The sequence below is a fragment of the Nocardia sp. CA-151230 genome (genome assembly GCF_050942175.1).
Lineage (GTDB): Bacteria > Actinomycetota > Actinomycetes > Mycobacteriales > Mycobacteriaceae > Nocardia.
In genome coordinates, this window is the sequence record NZ_CP192061.1 from 7017215 (window position 1) to 7034247 (window position 17033).

At 60.3% G+C, this 17033-nt stretch carries 13 protein-coding genes; 5 read left to right on the forward strand and 8 right to left on the reverse strand.

What is annotated here, in order from left to right; all coding sequences use genetic code 11:
- Positions 1-7 precede the first annotated feature (7 nt).
- Positions 8-1441, reverse strand: a complete 1434-nt coding sequence (locus tag ACQP1O_RS33075; protein ID WP_433562293.1) for a DNA phosphorothioation-associated putative methyltransferase — start codon at positions 1439-1441, stop codon at positions 8-10.
- 1110 nt (positions 1442-2551) lie between these two features.
- Between ACQP1O_RS33075 and ACQP1O_RS33080 the strand changes: the two genes are divergently transcribed.
- Positions 2552-3274, forward strand: a complete 723-nt coding sequence (locus ACQP1O_RS33080; RefSeq protein ID WP_433562294.1) for a hypothetical protein — start codon at positions 2552-2554, stop codon at positions 3272-3274.
- A gap of 96 nt (positions 3275-3370) precedes the next feature.
- Positions 3371-5521, forward strand: coding sequence for a hypothetical protein (locus ACQP1O_RS33085; protein ID WP_433562295.1), 2151 nt, complete (start codon positions 3371-3373; stop codon positions 5519-5521).
- Between the two features lie 289 nt (positions 5522-5810).
- On the opposite strand, the gene ACQP1O_RS33090 is transcribed toward ACQP1O_RS33085, so the two are convergent.
- On the reverse strand, positions 5811-6065 hold the full coding sequence (locus ACQP1O_RS33090) for an IS3 family transposase (RefSeq protein ID WP_433562296.1): 255 nt from the start codon (positions 6063-6065) through the stop codon (positions 5811-5813).
- Between the two features lie 50 nt (positions 6066-6115).
- Entirely contained in the window at positions 6116-6361 is a 246-nt protein-coding gene (locus ACQP1O_RS33095; protein ID WP_433562297.1) for a transposase, read from the reverse strand.
- 119 nt (positions 6362-6480) lie between these two features.
- On the opposite strand from ACQP1O_RS33095, the gene ACQP1O_RS33100 reads away from it, so the two are divergent.
- From ACQP1O_RS33100 to ACQP1O_RS33110, 3 genes are all read left to right on the forward strand, one after another.
- A complete protein-coding gene (locus ACQP1O_RS33100) occupies positions 6481-7938 on the forward strand; it encodes a DNA sulfur modification protein DndB (protein ID WP_433562298.1) in 1458 nt (485 codons plus the stop codon).
- Between the two features lie 63 nt (positions 7939-8001).
- The gene (locus ACQP1O_RS33105; protein ID WP_433562299.1) at positions 8002-9477 is read left to right on the forward strand and encodes a hypothetical protein; all 1476 of its coding nucleotides are present in this window, start codon (positions 8002-8004) and stop codon (positions 9475-9477) included.
- A gap of 36 nt (positions 9478-9513) precedes the next feature.
- Positions 9514-9831 (forward strand): hypothetical protein, encoded by a 318-nt coding sequence (locus ACQP1O_RS33110; RefSeq protein WP_433562300.1) that lies wholly within the window; start codon positions 9514-9516, stop codon positions 9829-9831.
- 187 nt (positions 9832-10018) lie between these two features.
- Here ACQP1O_RS33110 and ACQP1O_RS33115 read toward each other — a convergent pair whose 3' ends face one another.
- From ACQP1O_RS33115 to ACQP1O_RS33135, 5 genes are all read right to left on the reverse strand, one after another.
- Positions 10019-10870, reverse strand: a complete 852-nt coding sequence (locus ACQP1O_RS33115; RefSeq protein WP_433562301.1) for a hypothetical protein — start codon at positions 10868-10870, stop codon at positions 10019-10021.
- An 883-nt stretch (positions 10871-11753) separates the two neighbouring features.
- On the reverse strand, positions 11754-13496 hold the full coding sequence (locus ACQP1O_RS33120; protein ID WP_433562302.1) for an ATP-binding protein: 1743 nt from the start codon (positions 13494-13496) through the stop codon (positions 11754-11756).
- Between the two features lie 119 nt (positions 13497-13615).
- A complete protein-coding gene (locus tag ACQP1O_RS33125; RefSeq protein WP_433562303.1) occupies positions 13616-14092 on the reverse strand; it encodes a hypothetical protein in 477 nt (158 codons plus the stop codon).
- A gap of 301 nt (positions 14093-14393) precedes the next feature.
- Entirely contained in the window at positions 14394-16232 is a 1839-nt protein-coding gene (locus ACQP1O_RS33130) for a hypothetical protein (protein ID WP_433562304.1), read from the reverse strand.
- 196 nt (positions 16233-16428) lie between these two features.
- On the reverse strand, positions 16429-17025 hold the full coding sequence (locus ACQP1O_RS33135) for a MazG-like family protein (RefSeq protein WP_433562305.1): 597 nt from the start codon (positions 17023-17025) through the stop codon (positions 16429-16431).
- Positions 17026-17033 lie beyond the last annotated feature (8 nt).

The following is a 17033-nucleotide window of genomic DNA, read 5'->3' on the forward strand; positions in this document are numbered from 1 at the left end:
CAGCCTGTCACGTGACGCGGTTCACCAGCCTGTGGCCACGCAGCTCCCGCCGACAGCGGCGTAGTTCGGCTTCCCACCCCTGCTCGGTCCCGATCAGGTGTGGGAAGTCGTACAGTCCTGCCCGGACTTCGCTGGCGGTCAAGCGTCGATACTTCGGCACATCCGGGTCCTCGGGGGCCAAAAACTCGTGCTTGCGGTGAAGCAGGGGCCGGTTGGGTGAATCGTCATACGACTGGTGAGAGGTGTGCAGGCGCTGCATCTCGATCGAGTATGAGGTACGAAGCTTGGGGTGTGGGTCGATGTCGAAGGCCGGGTAGTCCAGCCAACTGACCGCGCGGCCTTCATGTTTGAGCTTGAGAACAGTCCATTCGACTGGTCGGCCGGCGGCGATGGCAGCGCAGTGCTCGTACAGCCTCAACACCACCGGAATCTGTTCGACGGCACTGCGATGCACATAGAGCGCACTCGGGGTGAGCTTGCCCGCACGGGAGCCTCGCATGGCGCCGCGCACATAACTGTCGTCGCGAAGCTTGAGCAGCAGGCGATCCGCGCGCCTGCACGCTTCGGTGTAGGAGGCGAAAAAGGCCCGAATATCCAACTGCACCGGCAGCGGCAGTCTGCCGAACGGCCCTCGACCATTGAACAGTTCGACGCCGAGAAACAGCAGCGTATTCAGTGTGCTGCGGGTACGTCCTTGCTCCACCTTCGCTGGATCGGCGGATCGGCGGATCAGTCGTTGCAGCTCGCTGCTCCGCAGGTGCCCGAGCAGCTGCGACAGTGGATCCGACATTTCCTCCAGCCGTGGCATCCGTCCTCGGCGCTCGGTGAAATCGACGGTGGCCGCGATCGCCGAGGTCGTGTCGGTGCAGTCGAGCCACTCGGCGTCGGGAACGACTCGCCGCGCCAGGAACGCCACGCGCGCCGCGTCGTTGCGAAAGGCATAGACCACGCCTGGTGCGGCAGAGACACACCGCCTGCCGATCGTCTCCTGCACGAAGTCACGGAGTTCACTGGCACCGAACAGATGTTGGAAAGTGTGACGGCCGGTGAGGATCCCGTCGCTGAACTCGTCGCCGGTGACTCGCCGCCGGTCCCAGACCAAGCGAGCGGAGACTACCAGCACCTCTCTCGCTAGTTCCCATGCGCGGCGCAGGGTTGCTCGGCGCTCGGCGGGATCTTCGATGACGTTGAGCACGTAGGTCAACAGCACGACGTCAGTCGATTGGGGTGCGTGGCCGGGAAAATAGTGAGGGTCCCAGCCACAGACATCGATATCGAGCTGACGCAGGCTCTGTACGTCATCTCCTCTGCCGCAGCCGAAATCGAGCACCCGCACGCCAGCCCGGACCTGTCGATCGATAACGGCTTGGCGGGCAGGCATCGACAATGACGACCGCTTGATCGCTGTCAGGCGGCGATCGCTGTTCCATCCCTGGAGCACTCGGCCAGGGTAATACCATCACCCGGCCGTGCAGCGCGAATGAAGAGCACGAACCGCCTCAGGATGAGTTGATGTTTGACCGAGACTGCCCCTCTCGCAGGCGAGGGACTCCCTCCGACGGGCACTGAGTCGCCTCAATGACCTTGCAGCAGTTGAAGATTACACAAACAGAACCAGCCGGTCTAGTAGAATAATTTCCCGGTCAGAACGCGATGTGCCAGACAAGGACCCAGTGCAGTTCTCCTCGTGAGACTCGTCATCCTGAACACGGGACCCGGTTTGACATAACGCATGTCGGTGCGCCGCGATATAAAGATCCAGAGAACTGGAAGGGAGAGCTTGGATGGCCGACGAGTGGTTCGCGGCAGAATCGCGTTCGCTCGACTGGATTGAGGTCTTTCCGTGGATGCGGGACGCCTCCGGGTTACACAGCGAGGCTTGGCAGATCAGCTCCGTGGTCAACGACGGTACCGATGCACCTTGGCCGAGGACAGCGTGGATCGCTGAACTGGCTATCGCCCATCGTGCCCGATCGGCAATTAGGAAGATCCCCTCCGGTCTGCAACTCGACCTCCAGAGGCACCTCCTCCCTCGACCTGCAAGCACTCTCAACCGACCGGCAATCCAAAGCAGCTCCTGCACAGCCCATCTCGGAGATTTCGCTATCGAGACGATCCCCTACTTCAGAGTGCAGCGCGCCGCACCGTTCGACGTAAGGTCCACAAGACACCCACACGAACAAGACGATGCTCGCAGGATTCCCCGCGCAGTGGTTCCACATCCGGACCGAAAGGTCGCCTTCGCGGCACCAGATGCTTCGCCCCTCCCCCGTCACCGGACGTCGCCTCGATCTAGCCAGCGTCGAGACGCTCCCGATGGATTGCCCGGCCGGATCCGCGCCCCTGCGATGCGCGAGCTGTAAACCACAGGGGCAGAAGCAATCTAGATAGGGGGTTAAACACATGGATGCCCCCCGCAAGCAAGAGTGGCATATCGAGGACTTCCTGATGGTGGCCATCCGACGTGATCGTTTGGGGGACAGTGAGTTCGGTGTTGTACCGGGTGTGTAGCACAATTTGAGTTGGAACATGAGAATGAGGTACATCGGACGTGACTGCTACTGAGAGGCTTTCACCTCGGCGATACTCGATGCTCGACGTCGATCAAGCTCCGCAGAGTCCGGGCTTGTATGCCTGGTATGTCGGTTTCCTAGCTGGTCCGCATGACTGGCGAACCGATCCGGGCCCGGACGGCGATATGGCTGTCGGCGGATTTCTAAGGCTGCTCACAAGGTATGCCAGCCACTTCGAGCCTCTACCCATCGCCCTCCGCAGCTCGGGATCGTATGGTTCTGTGTGGCAGGGGAGCCTTGAGCGCGACGCTCCACTTGGAGATGCGGAGGACAAATCCCAGGGATTGGAGCTCGAAGACAAACGACTTGACCAATTGATGGATTCGCTGGGGAACGAGGATAGGCGTCGAGCAATTTCCGAAATTCTCGCAATGGCGGCTCCTGTGTTTTCAACGCCTCTCTACATCGGCGTAGCTACCGACCTTCGGGAGCGACTCTGCGTTCATCGACGGGATTTCGGCAGAGCATACGAATGGCTTCGAGATCACCCGGACGATAGGGATAGACTCCGCCTAGAGGCGAAGAATTTCGGTTCTAGGGCTGCCGCGAGAAACATAACTATGGATCGCCTTGAGGCATGGGTGATTGATGTCGGAGAAGGCTCGGATAACGAGTTCAGCACTCAAAAGCTTCGGCAGATCGCTCAGACCGCCGAATGGCTACTTAACAGATTCCACACACCGATTCTTGGAAGGCAATAGGGCATGTTCGGTTCAGGTAACAAGCTTACATTTCGCGACTATGTGCAGGGCACATGGGGAACCTTCCATACACCCGCTGGGCGTGTGGACTATATCATGACCAAGGCTCGACTCGGCGACGATTCCGATGACCCAGAGCGACAGCTGACCAAGAGTCTTGCGCCTGTACGAGAGGTGATGGAGGCGGGTGATCTCGACTTCAATCAGCTTCTACAACGCGACCTGGACGACCATCGTGTAGCTGTTCAGCTCATCCCCTACCTGCTTAGCCGGAAGGCGAATGGACCTGCGTTCTTTCCGCCGATCGTCGCGGTGCTATTGCCTTTCCGCCACAAGAAGCCATCTTTCTTCGATCCGCTGGGCGGACTAACCATCGTTGAGGACGACGGCGCAAGATGGGAGCAAGAAAAAGCGGGTACAGCCTTCCAAGTCCAGCGATTGGTTATTGGTGAGGATGACAGCCGCCACCCGGCTAGTGTGGGAAAACTCTGGTGGAACAGGATCGAATCTCAGCTGGTTGTGCTGGATGGTCAGCACCGCGCAATGGCTCTCCTGGCAGTCGAACGTACCATGACAAAGAGTTGGCAGAACTCTGGCGTCGGAATGCGCTTCCGATCGTTTTATGAGAACCAGGTAAATCAGGTTCTCAAAGAGCTCGGCAACGAGGTAGATCTCGGGAGCATTGAGGTACCGGTAACGGTCTGCTGGTTTCCTGAACAGACAGGCCCAGACGCAAGGCCGCATGAAGCCGCTCGAAAATTATTTGTCGACGTCAATAAGGAAGCGCGGCAGCCCTCCGATTCGCGCATCATATTGCTGTCCGACGCCGAGTTGAGCAATGTGCTGACCCGTCAGATACTCAACCAGGTGCGCAATGATTCCGATCGTGCAATGTTGCCGATTTATGCAATTGAATACGACAATCCAGAGAACTCTGCACGCCCCGCCCGATGGTCGGTGCTGACGAATATTCACTTGCTTAAAACCGCGGTAGATCGATGCATATTCGGTCCCGGAAAATACTTGAGCGACGTAACGCAGAAGATATCCGGCGGACGTTATAGTCCGACACAGGCGGATGCTCTCATGAGAGATCAGCTCGATCTCACCAGCTTATTTCCAAGTGAATTTTCCGACGGCGGATTCGTGTATCAGCGCGACAAGCTCGGAAATAAGGAATTTCCACTGGGGCAGGTCGAGAAGATTGCAACTAGATTTGCCGACAGCTGGGGCCTCGCCATCCTTCAATTGCTCTCTTCAGTGAGCCCTTATGCGGCCCACTCCAAAGCCCTTACGAAATTGAAGGAAGGCTGGCACGTAGACGACACTGGACTTTCGCTCGCGCACGACGCGATGTTCGGAGGCGTGGGTGTCTACTGGACGTTGCGCGACAGCTACAACCACTACAAGGATGAAGTTGCGAATTCCAATGGTGTCGAGATTCCGAAATCGGATGTGATCCTTGCATGGGAGGCACTCGACCGACGAAGAGAGGCTTTCGAGGTTTATCGTTCAATGGCGTATCTCGATGCCGGAAATGCAAAAACGCTAGAAAGGTCCAAGGCGGCGTATTCGGTCTTCAATACGAATGCTTGCCAATTGGGAATGATCCTGGCCTTCGCGTCACTCTGGGAGATGCGCAAAGGTCAGCCCGGAGGCGTTGACATAAGAGATCTCCCCCGCTTCGCCGAATCGCTGACCCGCGCCTGGAACTCATACTTCGACACCGAGACCAGTCCGGCAAAAAGCCGCAAGTTGGTTTTTAACAGAAATGTCGAAACACCCCTGAATTACATCATTACCATGGATACACCCCAGGCGGTGTATTTCAGATATTTCTGGATTCAGCTGTTGGACGTCCCGGAGGCATGGGCCCATATTGAATCCTGGTTCGCCGATAAGGCTGGATTTAAGGAAATGCTCGGTGCCGCACGAAGCTTGTATTTGGACCTTTGCTCAGATCAACACCTCAAAGCTTTGAAGACGAGTAGATCGAATACTTCTGACGCGAAATTGCGACCGATAGCTAACGATTTGGCTCGTAGGCAACTGCAGAAAGCAATGAAAAAATGGTTCTACGAAAATGATCAACCCTACGTTGAATGGCTGGACCAGTTGAGCCATTCCGAATCTTCGGGATCATTCGACGATGATCAGATTTCCGATGATGTCGAGCACTCGTTGCGCGACGACACCAATACAGAGGATGGGCCTGCAGTCAGCTTGGAAGAACTGCTTGCAGAATGATCAACAGAAGGTTCCCTTCGCAGATAAACGCGCATTGAAACAGTCCGGTCTGTGACCGGGCGTAGGTATCTGGTCCGAATCTATTACGCCCGGTTCATGAGGATGGAGTACCGCGAGATTAAGCTCAGCTCCGGGCGAAGGATTAGTTACTAGGCGATCGAGTCGGTTTCCGGCGCATCGGCGGTGAAGCGCCGGTTCACCAGATCTGGGTACAGGCGCGGGGCCCCCCGGGGATCCGGCCCGCGCCTGCAGGGCGCCGGTAGGCGCCCTGCAGCCCGCGCGTACCGCATCAAGCGCTCAACCCGGGTTGCCGGCCCACCGGCATCCGGTAGCCGAGGCGCAGTTCCGCGTGCACGCGCGGGGAACCATAGGTGCCGCGGGAATTGCGATGGATCTCGGTGATCACGGCGGTGAGCTCGGCATCGGCCAACGCCCAAGCCGACGAGCCGCGGCCGCGCCATTTGTAGTACCCGGAGGTCGACACGCCCAGCACCCGCCACGAGATCGTGATCGGGACACCGGCTCGAGCCAGCTCGGTGACCACCGGGAACACTATTTCGGGAGAACATTCTCCCGCGCGAAATAGGCTGCGGCCTAGCGCAATCCCTCGTTCACAAGTTCGAGCAGTCGCGCATCGCGGTGCAGCTCGACCAGCTCGCTGCGCTCGGCGCCGGTCACGCCTTCGCGATTGCCGTCGTCGCTGTCAGCGCGCTTGACCCAGTTCCGTAGACACGATTCAGAGATGCCCAGGCTGGCGGCGATCTGGCCGATCGGGCGGTCACCGGCGCGGGCCAACTCGATCGCTCGTTCACTGAACTCACGCAGATGTACTGAAGGCATGCGGACTCCTTCCACAGGCAGGTATCCCGCCTCACGATCGGCGTCCGGAAGACCCGGGAAACCTCACTTCGGCTAGCTCGCCGACTTCTCCAACACGCCATGGCCAGGTTCTTCGGCATGTGGAACTGTTCCCAGTCCCGCTCGCGAGCGAAGGTCCGCTGAGCGGCAATCACGGCTGCGACGGCATCCACGCCGAGGCGGCCCCCGTCGACCTTGACAAGACTTCAAACTTGCGTACTGTTTGTGCAAACAGAATCATCGAGACAACCTGCAAGATGTTTGCGCAAACAGATTGGAGAGTCATGGCGACGACGGTACCCGCAGTGCGCGGGAAGATGGGCTCGATCGAGTACTACAACACCAAGATGCGGGTGTCGGACCTGACCGGGATCGCGCGGGCGGCCAGCAAGGGCGACGACTGGGCGAACCTGAGCATCGAGGAGCGGTTGCAGCGGCGGCTGAACGAGAACCGGGTGCGCAACGAGCTCGTGCCCTACTTGGCCAAGGCCGAGGACCGCTTCTTCGGTTCGATCATCATCCTGGTCTACAAGCCCGAGACCTTCGCCTACGAGGAGATCGGACAATGGCTGCGCGAGGACACCCCGGTCGCCTACAACAAGGTGATCCAGCAGCTCGGTGTTCTCACCATCGATGGTGGTGACCTCATCGTCCTGGACGGGCAGCATCGGTATTACGCGTTGCGGATGCTGGTGCACCGCAAGGATGACAAGGGGCAGAAGATCGACGGCCCGTTCGTGGGCGCGGTGCGTGACGACGAGATCAGTGTGATCTTCGTGCCGTTCTACGGCACCGAGACCACGCGCCGTCTGTTCAACAAGATCAACCGTTCGGCGAAGCCGAGCGGCCGCAGCGACAACATCGTCACCAGTGAGGACGACGGCTACGCGATCTTGACCCGCAAGATGCTGGCCAGCGGTGAAGTCCTCGGCGTCTCCAACGACAAGGGCGAGCTCATCGTCAACTGGAAGAGCAACACACTCGGTGACCGCAGTGCCCAGTTCACCACCGTGAGCGCGGTGTACGAGTCGGTGAAGGCCATCTGCCGGGCCAACAACCACTACTTCGAGGAGAAGGATCGTGTGGTGCGCCCGACGGAGCGCGAGCTGGACGATGCCTACGAGAAGGTGTCGCATTGGTGGACGTTGATGGTGGAGAACATCGTGCTGTTCAAGCGCGCGGTCACCGAACCCGACAGCATCCCTGTCCTGCGGCAGCAGAACGCCGACAACTTGATCCTCAAGCCGGCAGCTCAGATTGCGATGGTGCGCGGGCTGCTGGTCGCGGTGCGGCACGGTGTGAAGGACGCCCAGGCGGTCAAGCGCATCAACAGGATCGATTGGGATCTTAACGCCGACCACTGGCGTGACGTCCTGGTTGGGCCCAGCGGCCGGGTCGTGGCCCGCGCGGAGAACTACGCGCTGGCCGCCGAACTGATCGGGTACCTGATTGCCGGCAACGCGCCCGGCTACGCCGACGAGGACGCCATTTACCTGCGTAAACGCATCGCCGAGTTCAGAGGCGACCCGGACTACGCGTTGCCCGACCCGGTTGCCTGAGACCCCCGATGGCGCCCGCAGGGCGCCATCGCCGTGATCACACCCTTATATCAAGGTGGAGCTTTGAACAACCACGACGTCAGTAAACATCTGTATTTCGCAGAACATTTCGATGTCGACCCGCAGGTCCTCCGGGACTACGGTGCCTTCAACATCTGCATTGCCTCGGATCTACCGCTGTTTATCGACCCGTTCCTGTTGTTCAACAGCGACAAGCCCGAGTATCGGCAGCTGCACGACGGCATCATCGCCTACCTGCGGTTCCTTCGGTCCAAGGCGGACGTGGATCTGTCTCCCGGCCTCATCGATGCCTGGTATCGGTTCAAGGAGGTCAAGCAGAACTGGCTGGGGTTCACCGTCCTGGGTAACGACGGCAGCGGCCTCGGCCGCAAGTTCGCGGTCGCGCTCAACTCTGCTCTGGGCACCATCCTCGACAACATAGGCGAGGAGACGATCACCGAAAGCACCCACCTCGAGAAGCTGGCGTTGATCCAGGACCGCGTCGGCCGCGACAACATCAGCGACTTCACCACCAACCTGATCAAGGGCTATCTGGCTGAGTACACCCAAACGTTCGCAAAGAAGTACCTCGACCCGTCACGCTGTGAGGTGTTCGCAGTGGAGCGGGCGCGGTTCAACTACGACACCGAAACCTGGGAGACCCGCCGCTACCTGCTGCCGCGCCTGGGTGATGACTACGTCCTGCTGACCCCGAGCGACCTGTTGACCTGCGGTGAGACGTGGATCGCCCACGCGGGCATGCTGCGGGATTTCCGAAGCCTGCCCGCCGCGGTGCCCAACGCCGAGCTGCGTGCTCAGATCAACAACTACTTCCGGAGCCAACTGGGTAAGAGCCCTACCCGCGCCAAGGAGAAGGAGGCTGCGCAGAAGACGGTCAACGCCTACCCGGAGCTGATCGACTACTACATCAGGTCCAGGGAGAACCTCGGCGCCGACGCCACGGTGACCAGCCGTCTGCGCACCGATGCCGCGTTCGAGCTGTTGGTCAAGCAGTTGAAGTCGGCTATCGACGACCTGCAGGCCCGCACCAGCTTCTACACCACCCCCTGCACCAGCTACGACGAAGCGCTGCAGCGAGTCCGCGACTTCAAGGACTACATCGAACACAACGACGGATACCGCGTCATCAACCGCGGCAAGCTGCCTAAGGCCCACGAGCACGAAGTCCAGATCTTCTTCGGATTGATCTGGCGATACTCGCAGTTCGACGTCAACCGCGAACCCAACAACGGCCGCGGACCAGTGGATTTCAAGGTCAGCTACGGCTCCGGCGACAAGTCGCTGATCGAGTTCAAACTGGCCGCCAACACCAAACTGCGCCAGAACCTCGAAAACCAGGTCGAGATCTACCAGAAGGCCAACCGGACGAGTAAAGCCATCAAGGTCATCATCTGCTACACCGCCGCCGACCAGCGCAAGGTTGCCAAGATCCTGACCGAGCTCGAGCTACAGCACGAACCGTCGGTCGTCGTCATCGATGCGCGGGCAGACAACAAGCCCTCAGCCTCCAATGCCTGACCGGATGTGTCCGACGCCGCGCGTAGGCTCCGCTGCGTGGGCATCAATGTTGGAGGGCTCAGGGTCGAAGCGAAATACCTCGGGAAGAACGTTGGGATGGTCTATGTCCTGCTCGGCGAGCCTGAAGGGGGTCCGGCCTCGCGTGCTGAAACGACCGCGTACCTTCTCACACCGGAGCAAGCGTGGGAGTTGCCCGTGCGTATCGGGCGGAAGGTCTATCCGGAGGACACCGCATACGCGCTCGGGGGCCTGCCGAAGACGATAGTGGCGATTCTGGAGACCGAGTTCAGGGTGGAGCCGGGTACCTGGGCGGAGCGTCTCGGCACGCTGGCCCCGCTCATCTTCGCTATCTGAGGCGAGCAGGCAGGCCGGACTGCCTGCATCAAGTAACCTGGTGCCAGCTGGATTGAGCTGGGGTAACCCGGTTCTGAGGCGACTCCCCCACCTGCCCTTTTTTGTTGGCATCGTTTGGTCGGAGATGGGTCGACTCGTGGCCGCTGCGGACGGTTGCAGGGCCACGCGGCCGAAGGACGTGCACAGATCACGATCGGGGCCTACCCGGCCGTGGCTCGTCCGGGTGGAATCCCTGAGCCACAGACAGGTCCCAGAGGTACCGGTTATAGGTTGTCTCGACTTCGCTGTAGAGACCCCACGCGAAGTTCACCGGCTCCTTGTTGCCATCACGCAAGACACATGCGTTTACGGTGGCCTTCAATGTGCACCATGCGGCGAACAGTGCATGGGCCCATGCGTCCGTGACTTGGGTGTAGTGGTTCATTTGCTCTGAGATCGTAACCACGGTCACCGTGACAGCGTTTGCGTGAACGAGGCGACTCAACAGAGGGTATTCGCGAGGTCCAAGGTCGGGGGAAAGCTCTATCACGGAGTTTGTGAAGTTGGGAGGCCGAACCTTTGGTAGCTGTGTCTGGCTTCGCCATCGATTGATCCGCTTTGCAAGTTCAGCCTCTTCCGGGGTGGCGTCTTTGCTGTTGACGCCTATGTTCTGAAGCCCGTCCGCGAACAGGCGTTCCATCTTCGAGACCCTCATCTCGGGGCTGTCGTCGAGATTCGTCACAAAGTTCGCGCGGGCGGCGTATTCCGCAGCCGAGCGGGCCAGCACTCCGGGTGCGATCGTTGGCGGTGTGTCGAGTGAGATCAGATGGCCGATGGAGCGAACGAAGTTGCTTGCTCCCGCGAGGTAGAACCGCCCCAGTCGATGAGTGGTGAGAAGCGGATCCGGGAAGTCCTCGTTACCGTGTAGCTGGTCGAAGGCGTCTATATCGTGTCCAGGTTCACGATGCGGCAGGTAGGCGCACATGCGGGCGACTTCGCTCATGACTTCGCAGAGCCGAGCAGGAATATCCAGCGGCGGTGGCGGCATCGCGGACGGCATGACGAGGATGCTAGGACGCATGCCAGGATCGTGACGATCTCTTTTCCGCTCAGGACCAGGACCGCAGCTGGTTGACCGGGCAGGGCGCTGGCTGGAACCTGGGGACTGTTCTTCTCCCTGCTTCATACTGGCCGCTCTCTGGGGGAAGGGTACCGGGTCAATGGTGGGCGCAGCCCATCGGCGTAGCCGGCGCGAAGCGCCCTTGAGGCGGTCTCCTGGAGCGAGACAATTGGAGTTGCTCTCGCGAGGAGCTCCGGAGGCTGAGGCGGGACTCCGGTGGATGAGTCGGCCACCTTCGGACTCCGCGGCTGGAGATGCCGGCCGATTCGCCAGCGGAAGTCGGGCCAGCCGATCGGGCTCGGCTCCCAGGCTCGTCTGCTTTCCTATCCTGTCCGTTGCTCGAAGTGGCCCAATGGGATTCGCGGCGTGCTGGCGTGTGCCACAACGCGCCGACGCTCCGTGCACCCTTAGCGGAGCGGAGGGTGCACGGTGTGCGTCGTAGCGCGGGGCGGCGCGCGCATGCGCGCCGCTCTTGATCCTGTATGGCGGAATTCGGCAATGGATGCTGTCGAAAAGGACGAGATCGCTCGAAGCTGGAGAACGATGCGCAGGCTCGACGGTCTGAGCTGGATCGACCCGTACGGTCCGATCGGCCGTATCGACTGCGATCTCGCCGCCGGTCGGCAAGTCCGAGATCGCAGGGTATCGGCGAATTCTCACGTCGCCATCATCGACGGATCCTTGGAGCTGGTGGAGGGACTGGACCGCGATGACAACACTGACATGTTGTCTCTCTTCGGATTTCGCAGATCGCCGACAGCGACCGGCGTGACGGTCGGCCGCCGGTCGCGTCTAGGGCGTGTTGCCTCTCACAGTTCAGCGTCTACTCCAGCCCTTTGCCGAGCTCTTTCAGATAGGCCTGGGTCTGTTGTCCCCAGTAGGTGCGCAGATCCTCGTACACGCTCGGGTTGCGGTCCATGCTCTCAGCCTTGGCATACGCCATCAGCAATGCCTTCAGCGCCTCGGACGAACGCTGAATGAGCGTGTACATCTCCAGGGCGTCCTGATCGTCAGGATGAACCCCTGCAGAGGCTTTGAGCTGGCAATAGATATCCTTGACAAAAGAGTGACGAGTATTGAGTGTGACGATCGACTTATTGTTCAAATGTTCCGTCACGAACATCTCCTTGCCGGGCCACCCACCTTCCACCATCGTGATCGTGTACTCGCCAATCATCGTTCGAATGCTTTCGGCCTTCTCCTCGTCTTTCGCAGCACCCAGATCCTCGAGCACATGCAGGATCTTCTCCTCCGCCTCCTCGGTGCTGACATCGAAGCCCGCCTGCCCCTTCGGAGATTTCTGCTCGGCGCGCTCCACCGCCTCGGTGACGGCGTCGCCACCGGGTTGGAACACCTGTTCCTCGATCTTCGTCGTCGCCCACCGGAGGCGAATCTCCTTACGCGCCTCCCTGACGGGCTTGTCGAGCCACAGCCGCAGTTCCTGACGAAGTTTATCGACCGGTTCGGCACCCCGCTTTACATTTCGAACCTGAAAATATTCGTCGAGGTCTGCAGGGAACGTCACCTCGATACCCATGTAGCGGTCGACCTTATCCACTCCGGATGGAAGTAGTCGAGGGATGATGTCGTAGTAGATCTCGCGATTATTACGCATTATACTAATGCGTCCCGCATTATCCCGATTGATCTGGAACTCGCGGATATCGTTTCCATCCTTGTCCCTGTCGCCGCCAGCTTGTTGTCGCCAACGGAGAACTTGTGGAACGAGCGCCACGGTGACATGCACCGTGTGTCCTTCGATGTCGAGGTCTGCTTCCTCGATGACACGACCCTGGGTCATCTCGTCCCCGTAGTCGCGGTAGCGGGCCGCGATCCGCGGATTCATCTTGAGGAACAGTGGATCGTGGAGGGTGATCGACTTACCGTCCAGAGTGATTGATAAACCGGAATCCAGGTACTCCCGATAGGCACGCGCAATGAACTGCTGAAGCTCCGCCATCTTCGCATTCAGTGCCGTGCCATAACGGCCACCGTGAGCGAGTCGGTCGATGTTCTCCCAGAGCACCAGAGTCCCGCTCTCGAATGGGAGCCCTTTGTCGTCCACCATCAGATCTGCGTACTCAGCTGGCCAGCCATCGATCTCATCAATCTCGATGTACTCCTGGCGCCCCGCCTTGACCATATCCAGATCGATAAATACTCGGTGGTACTTCCCCGTTCCGGCGGCCAGCGATATAACCACAATGCGTTTCGCGACACTGAGTGCGGCGAGCTTTAATCCGACACCGAATCGACCAAGTCCTTTACGCTCACCATAGCGGGTGGAGAATCCCATCTTGAGGATCGCGGGCATAATTTCCTCGTCGACCCCCCTGCCGTCGTCTGCAAACGCGATTGTGGTGATGCTCTTCTTGTCGTTGCTGTAGATCGGCCGGATGCGGATCGTTCGAGCCCCGGCTTCAATCGAGTTGTCGATCGGCTCGCCGATGGCTGTTGCCAGGTTGAACCCAGAATCGCGCATGCTTTCAAGCGCACGGTCGACCGCAATAAGTTCGGATCGCGGACGGAAGTCGTCCGTATCGCTGAACAGGGGAAGTGTGTTCACGTCTTTCCTATCGAGATTCAGCACCTCACGGGTGCGGCTGAACGAAATGGCCCGATCCGGTCGGATCCGGGTTTCGACACCAGATCCGACCGAGTCAGGGCAGTAGTGGAACGAGCGGGCTAACTAGTCTCGGTCCGGTAAGCGCTGCGCCCGCGAGACCGCGTGCGCGAAATCCGTTCCCGCATACGGACAGTGGGTACGGCACAGCGGGGGCTGAGGCTCGCGGCGTCCTCACCGTCGGCGAGGTCCAGGAGCAGCTGCCGTTCCTCCGGGTTCAGGGCCCTGGTGGTGTTCAGCCACCGACGGAGGTCTACGACATCGAAATCGCCGTCCACCTCGCCCGGGTCGGGGGTGGTGCCGTCCGGCATGGGCTTGTCCAAGGACCGGAACGAGCGCACCGCACGACGCTTGCCGATCGCCTTACTGGCGTTGGACAAGGCGTTGCGACACTGGTACGCAGCCGGTGCGGTCCGGTCCAGATGGTTGACGATCTCGTCGAGAGCGCGATCGATCCGCTCGAGCTCCTCGATGTTACGCGTCTTCTCGGCGCGACTGTAGAGTTCCAGCATTGCCTTTTCAGCAGCACTGAAGGTCATGAAGCTTCCCTCGCAATCTGGAGGTGGCCCCCGTGCGGTGGGTCACGTCCTCGGATGGAACTACGTGTTCATTTGTCTTGCGTCCGGCTGCGCGCCTCAGCACCGATCACGGTCGGATATCGAAGCTGTAACGAACCGCCTACTCCAGTATGGGGCCCGAGATCATGAAAGATTGCGAATCCCTTCGGTTTTCGGTTCCCCTCTCACTCCGATAACAAACTGGACGGACGCTTATAGATGTCTGGTCGCCGCTCGTCGATCGCAGCGAGATGCCAGCTCCCACGCCCCCTGCTGCCTTTGTTCAGTCCGTCACTCCGAGGTACTCCTCGGCGAGTGGACTCAGATGGAAATCGCCGTCCTGCGGCCAGATGACGCCGATCTCGCGGTCGTCCTCCAGGTATCGACACCACTGCTCGGGGATGGGTTCGTCCGCGAGGAAGATCAGTCCCGAGTCTCGGTCAGCGACCTGGAAGTAGCAGTACTCGTACAGCTGCCCGACCGCGGCACGAATCGCATCGGCGAACGCTCCGTTCACGCATTTCGCTTCGATGACCGTGGGCGGGTCCTCCGTGCCCAGATCGACTGCGGCGTTGCGCATCGGCACCAGATCGTGCTCGGCGAGCCACTCGGCGAAGTTGTTGACCAGCGTCTCGTGCGCCCGAGTGCGGGTACTGCTGCCGCCGGCCATCGTGCTGATGTACTCGGTGTCGGCCTTCGGTTTGAACGGCTGCAGAAATCCTGTGGGTGGCGACAGCGGTGTAGGGGCTGGGGCGCCGGAAGACTGGCCGTCGAACAAGATGTTGATGATGGACCGCGGCAGCTTGGCGAAGTAGTTCGAGAGCATCCGGAACTCGGAGCGCTGCTCACGGAACTGGAACGGCAGATACAGGTTGTGTCCGGCGTAGAGCGCGGCCAGGCGGTCCCGTTCGGCGAAGAGAGCATCGGCTCTGCTGCGCATCACCGCCAGATCGATCTGCTCGTCGAACACTGAAAACCCGGTCAGCGATACAGAATACGCACCCTCGGCACGATCGTGTGTGGCGTCCTCGGCAGCGACGGACTGTCCGACGAACCGACGCTCGCGGGTGCTGTAGTGGTAGACGATGTCGCCTTTCCGGACAGCGGACACCAGATCGAACCACGGATCCCGGTGACCGTTCTGTCGGTGATCGGGACACTGGAGCGACAAGCCGATCCCGTCGACCGTGCGGATCTCCACCCACACGTTCTCGGTGTCGTCGCCGGACCACCAATACTCGTGCGGGTCCGTCTGAACGGGCACACCGCTGTCCTCGCTGTGCACGACATGGAACCCCAGCGCCTCGAGTCGGCGGGCCACGGTCTGGTTGCCGCAGCTGAACTCGCTCGGCCGCAGAGGTTTCCGCCCGGGCAGCTTGCCGTAGGCGACCCCGACGATCGCCTTCGAGTCGTACAGCTGGCCGTTGAGCGCGATGAAATAGTCGCGGGCTTTCCCGTATTTGTGGTGCGACAGAAACTGTTCGCGGCCGACGGCGTCGAACTCGGCGATCGCCGCATGCACGGCATCGGCGGTCAGCGCCGCCAACTGCACCGGCAGGGCAGGCGGGTGAGTCTGCGAGGAAGGCACCGAATCCGCCCGGGCCTGTCCGCAGGCGGTTTCGAGCTCCAGCGCGACCTCGCCCTCGACTACGGAGAATCCCTGCACGAACGAGCCGGCACTCCAACCGAGAATCGGTCGAATAGTGTCCATGGGGACATCGATCTCGTGCAGGTCGGTCAAGGCGTACATCAGCTCCCAGGTCTGGCCGTTCTCGTCCGTGCCCCACAAGCGTGTGGCGAGCTCCGGGTTGCGAAAAAGCACGGCGATCCGGCCAGCGTGATAGAGCTTCTTGCCGCCATAGAAGGCGACGCCGTCACCCTCGTGCAGTTTGTCGTACTGCGTCTTGTTGACGAGTGATCCATTGGATCGGGGCTTACCCGGGACGGCCCCCCACATCTGTGCTCGCCCGTCCGGAAAGTACTTCTCAAGCCTCGCGAGCTGATCAGCTTCCAGCACTGATCGGTGATCGTCGAACACCACCGAGTTCACGATGGTGTCCTGATAGTGGCGCGCAACGCTCTTCTTGCTCAGGTTCGCCGGCTGCAAGACGAACGCGACCATTTCCCCTCCTACTTCCACTGCCGCGGGTGCATCGAGACCACACTGCTCTATCTGTGCCAGTGATGGTCCAGATGCTAACTGCCCCAACGATATAGCCGGTGTTCATACCGTCGATCAATGTACTGTGTCGGCTGCTCGACAGCCGACCGTGAACCGCCGGCCCATTCAGAATTCCGCAGTTCGAGCCACTTTCGATCTATGACCCCGACGTCCCGGTGGTGAACGTCGTGTACTTGCGTGCCGACCCGAAACTGGCTGCGACGGGATACTTTTCGGCATTCTTCCTGAGTTTTGTCGTGGCCGCGGCAATGGGGTCGATGCCCAGACGGGCACTCAGCATCGACAGCTGCGCGACCACGGCAGCTAGACGCTCCGGTAGTTCGGCACCAATAGATTCGTCGATCGTTGCCGTGCACGACGTCCACTGGAACAGCTCCAGGAGACGGCCGGAGGCGGCGGTCAGAGCGCACACGGCCCGCATGACAGACATCGCCACGTCATCGTTCGACCCGCGGCCACAGTCGACGGGAGAGGGAGACGGCGGTACGGTCTGGGTGACATCATGCAGGCGAAGCAGGTAGAGCGTCACGTCGCCGATCTCTTCGATAAGACTCGTATCGTCCGCCCCTGGATCGTGCCGGTGCGGATCGAGCCTGTCAGCGACCGCTTCGGCTAACTCCCCGATCTCCCCACCCAACGCCATCGCCAGGTTCTTCGGGGTGTGGAACTGGTCCCAGTTCCGTTCTCTCGCAAAGGTGCGTTGCGCAGTGACGAGATGCCCGAGCGCGTCCATGCTCACCG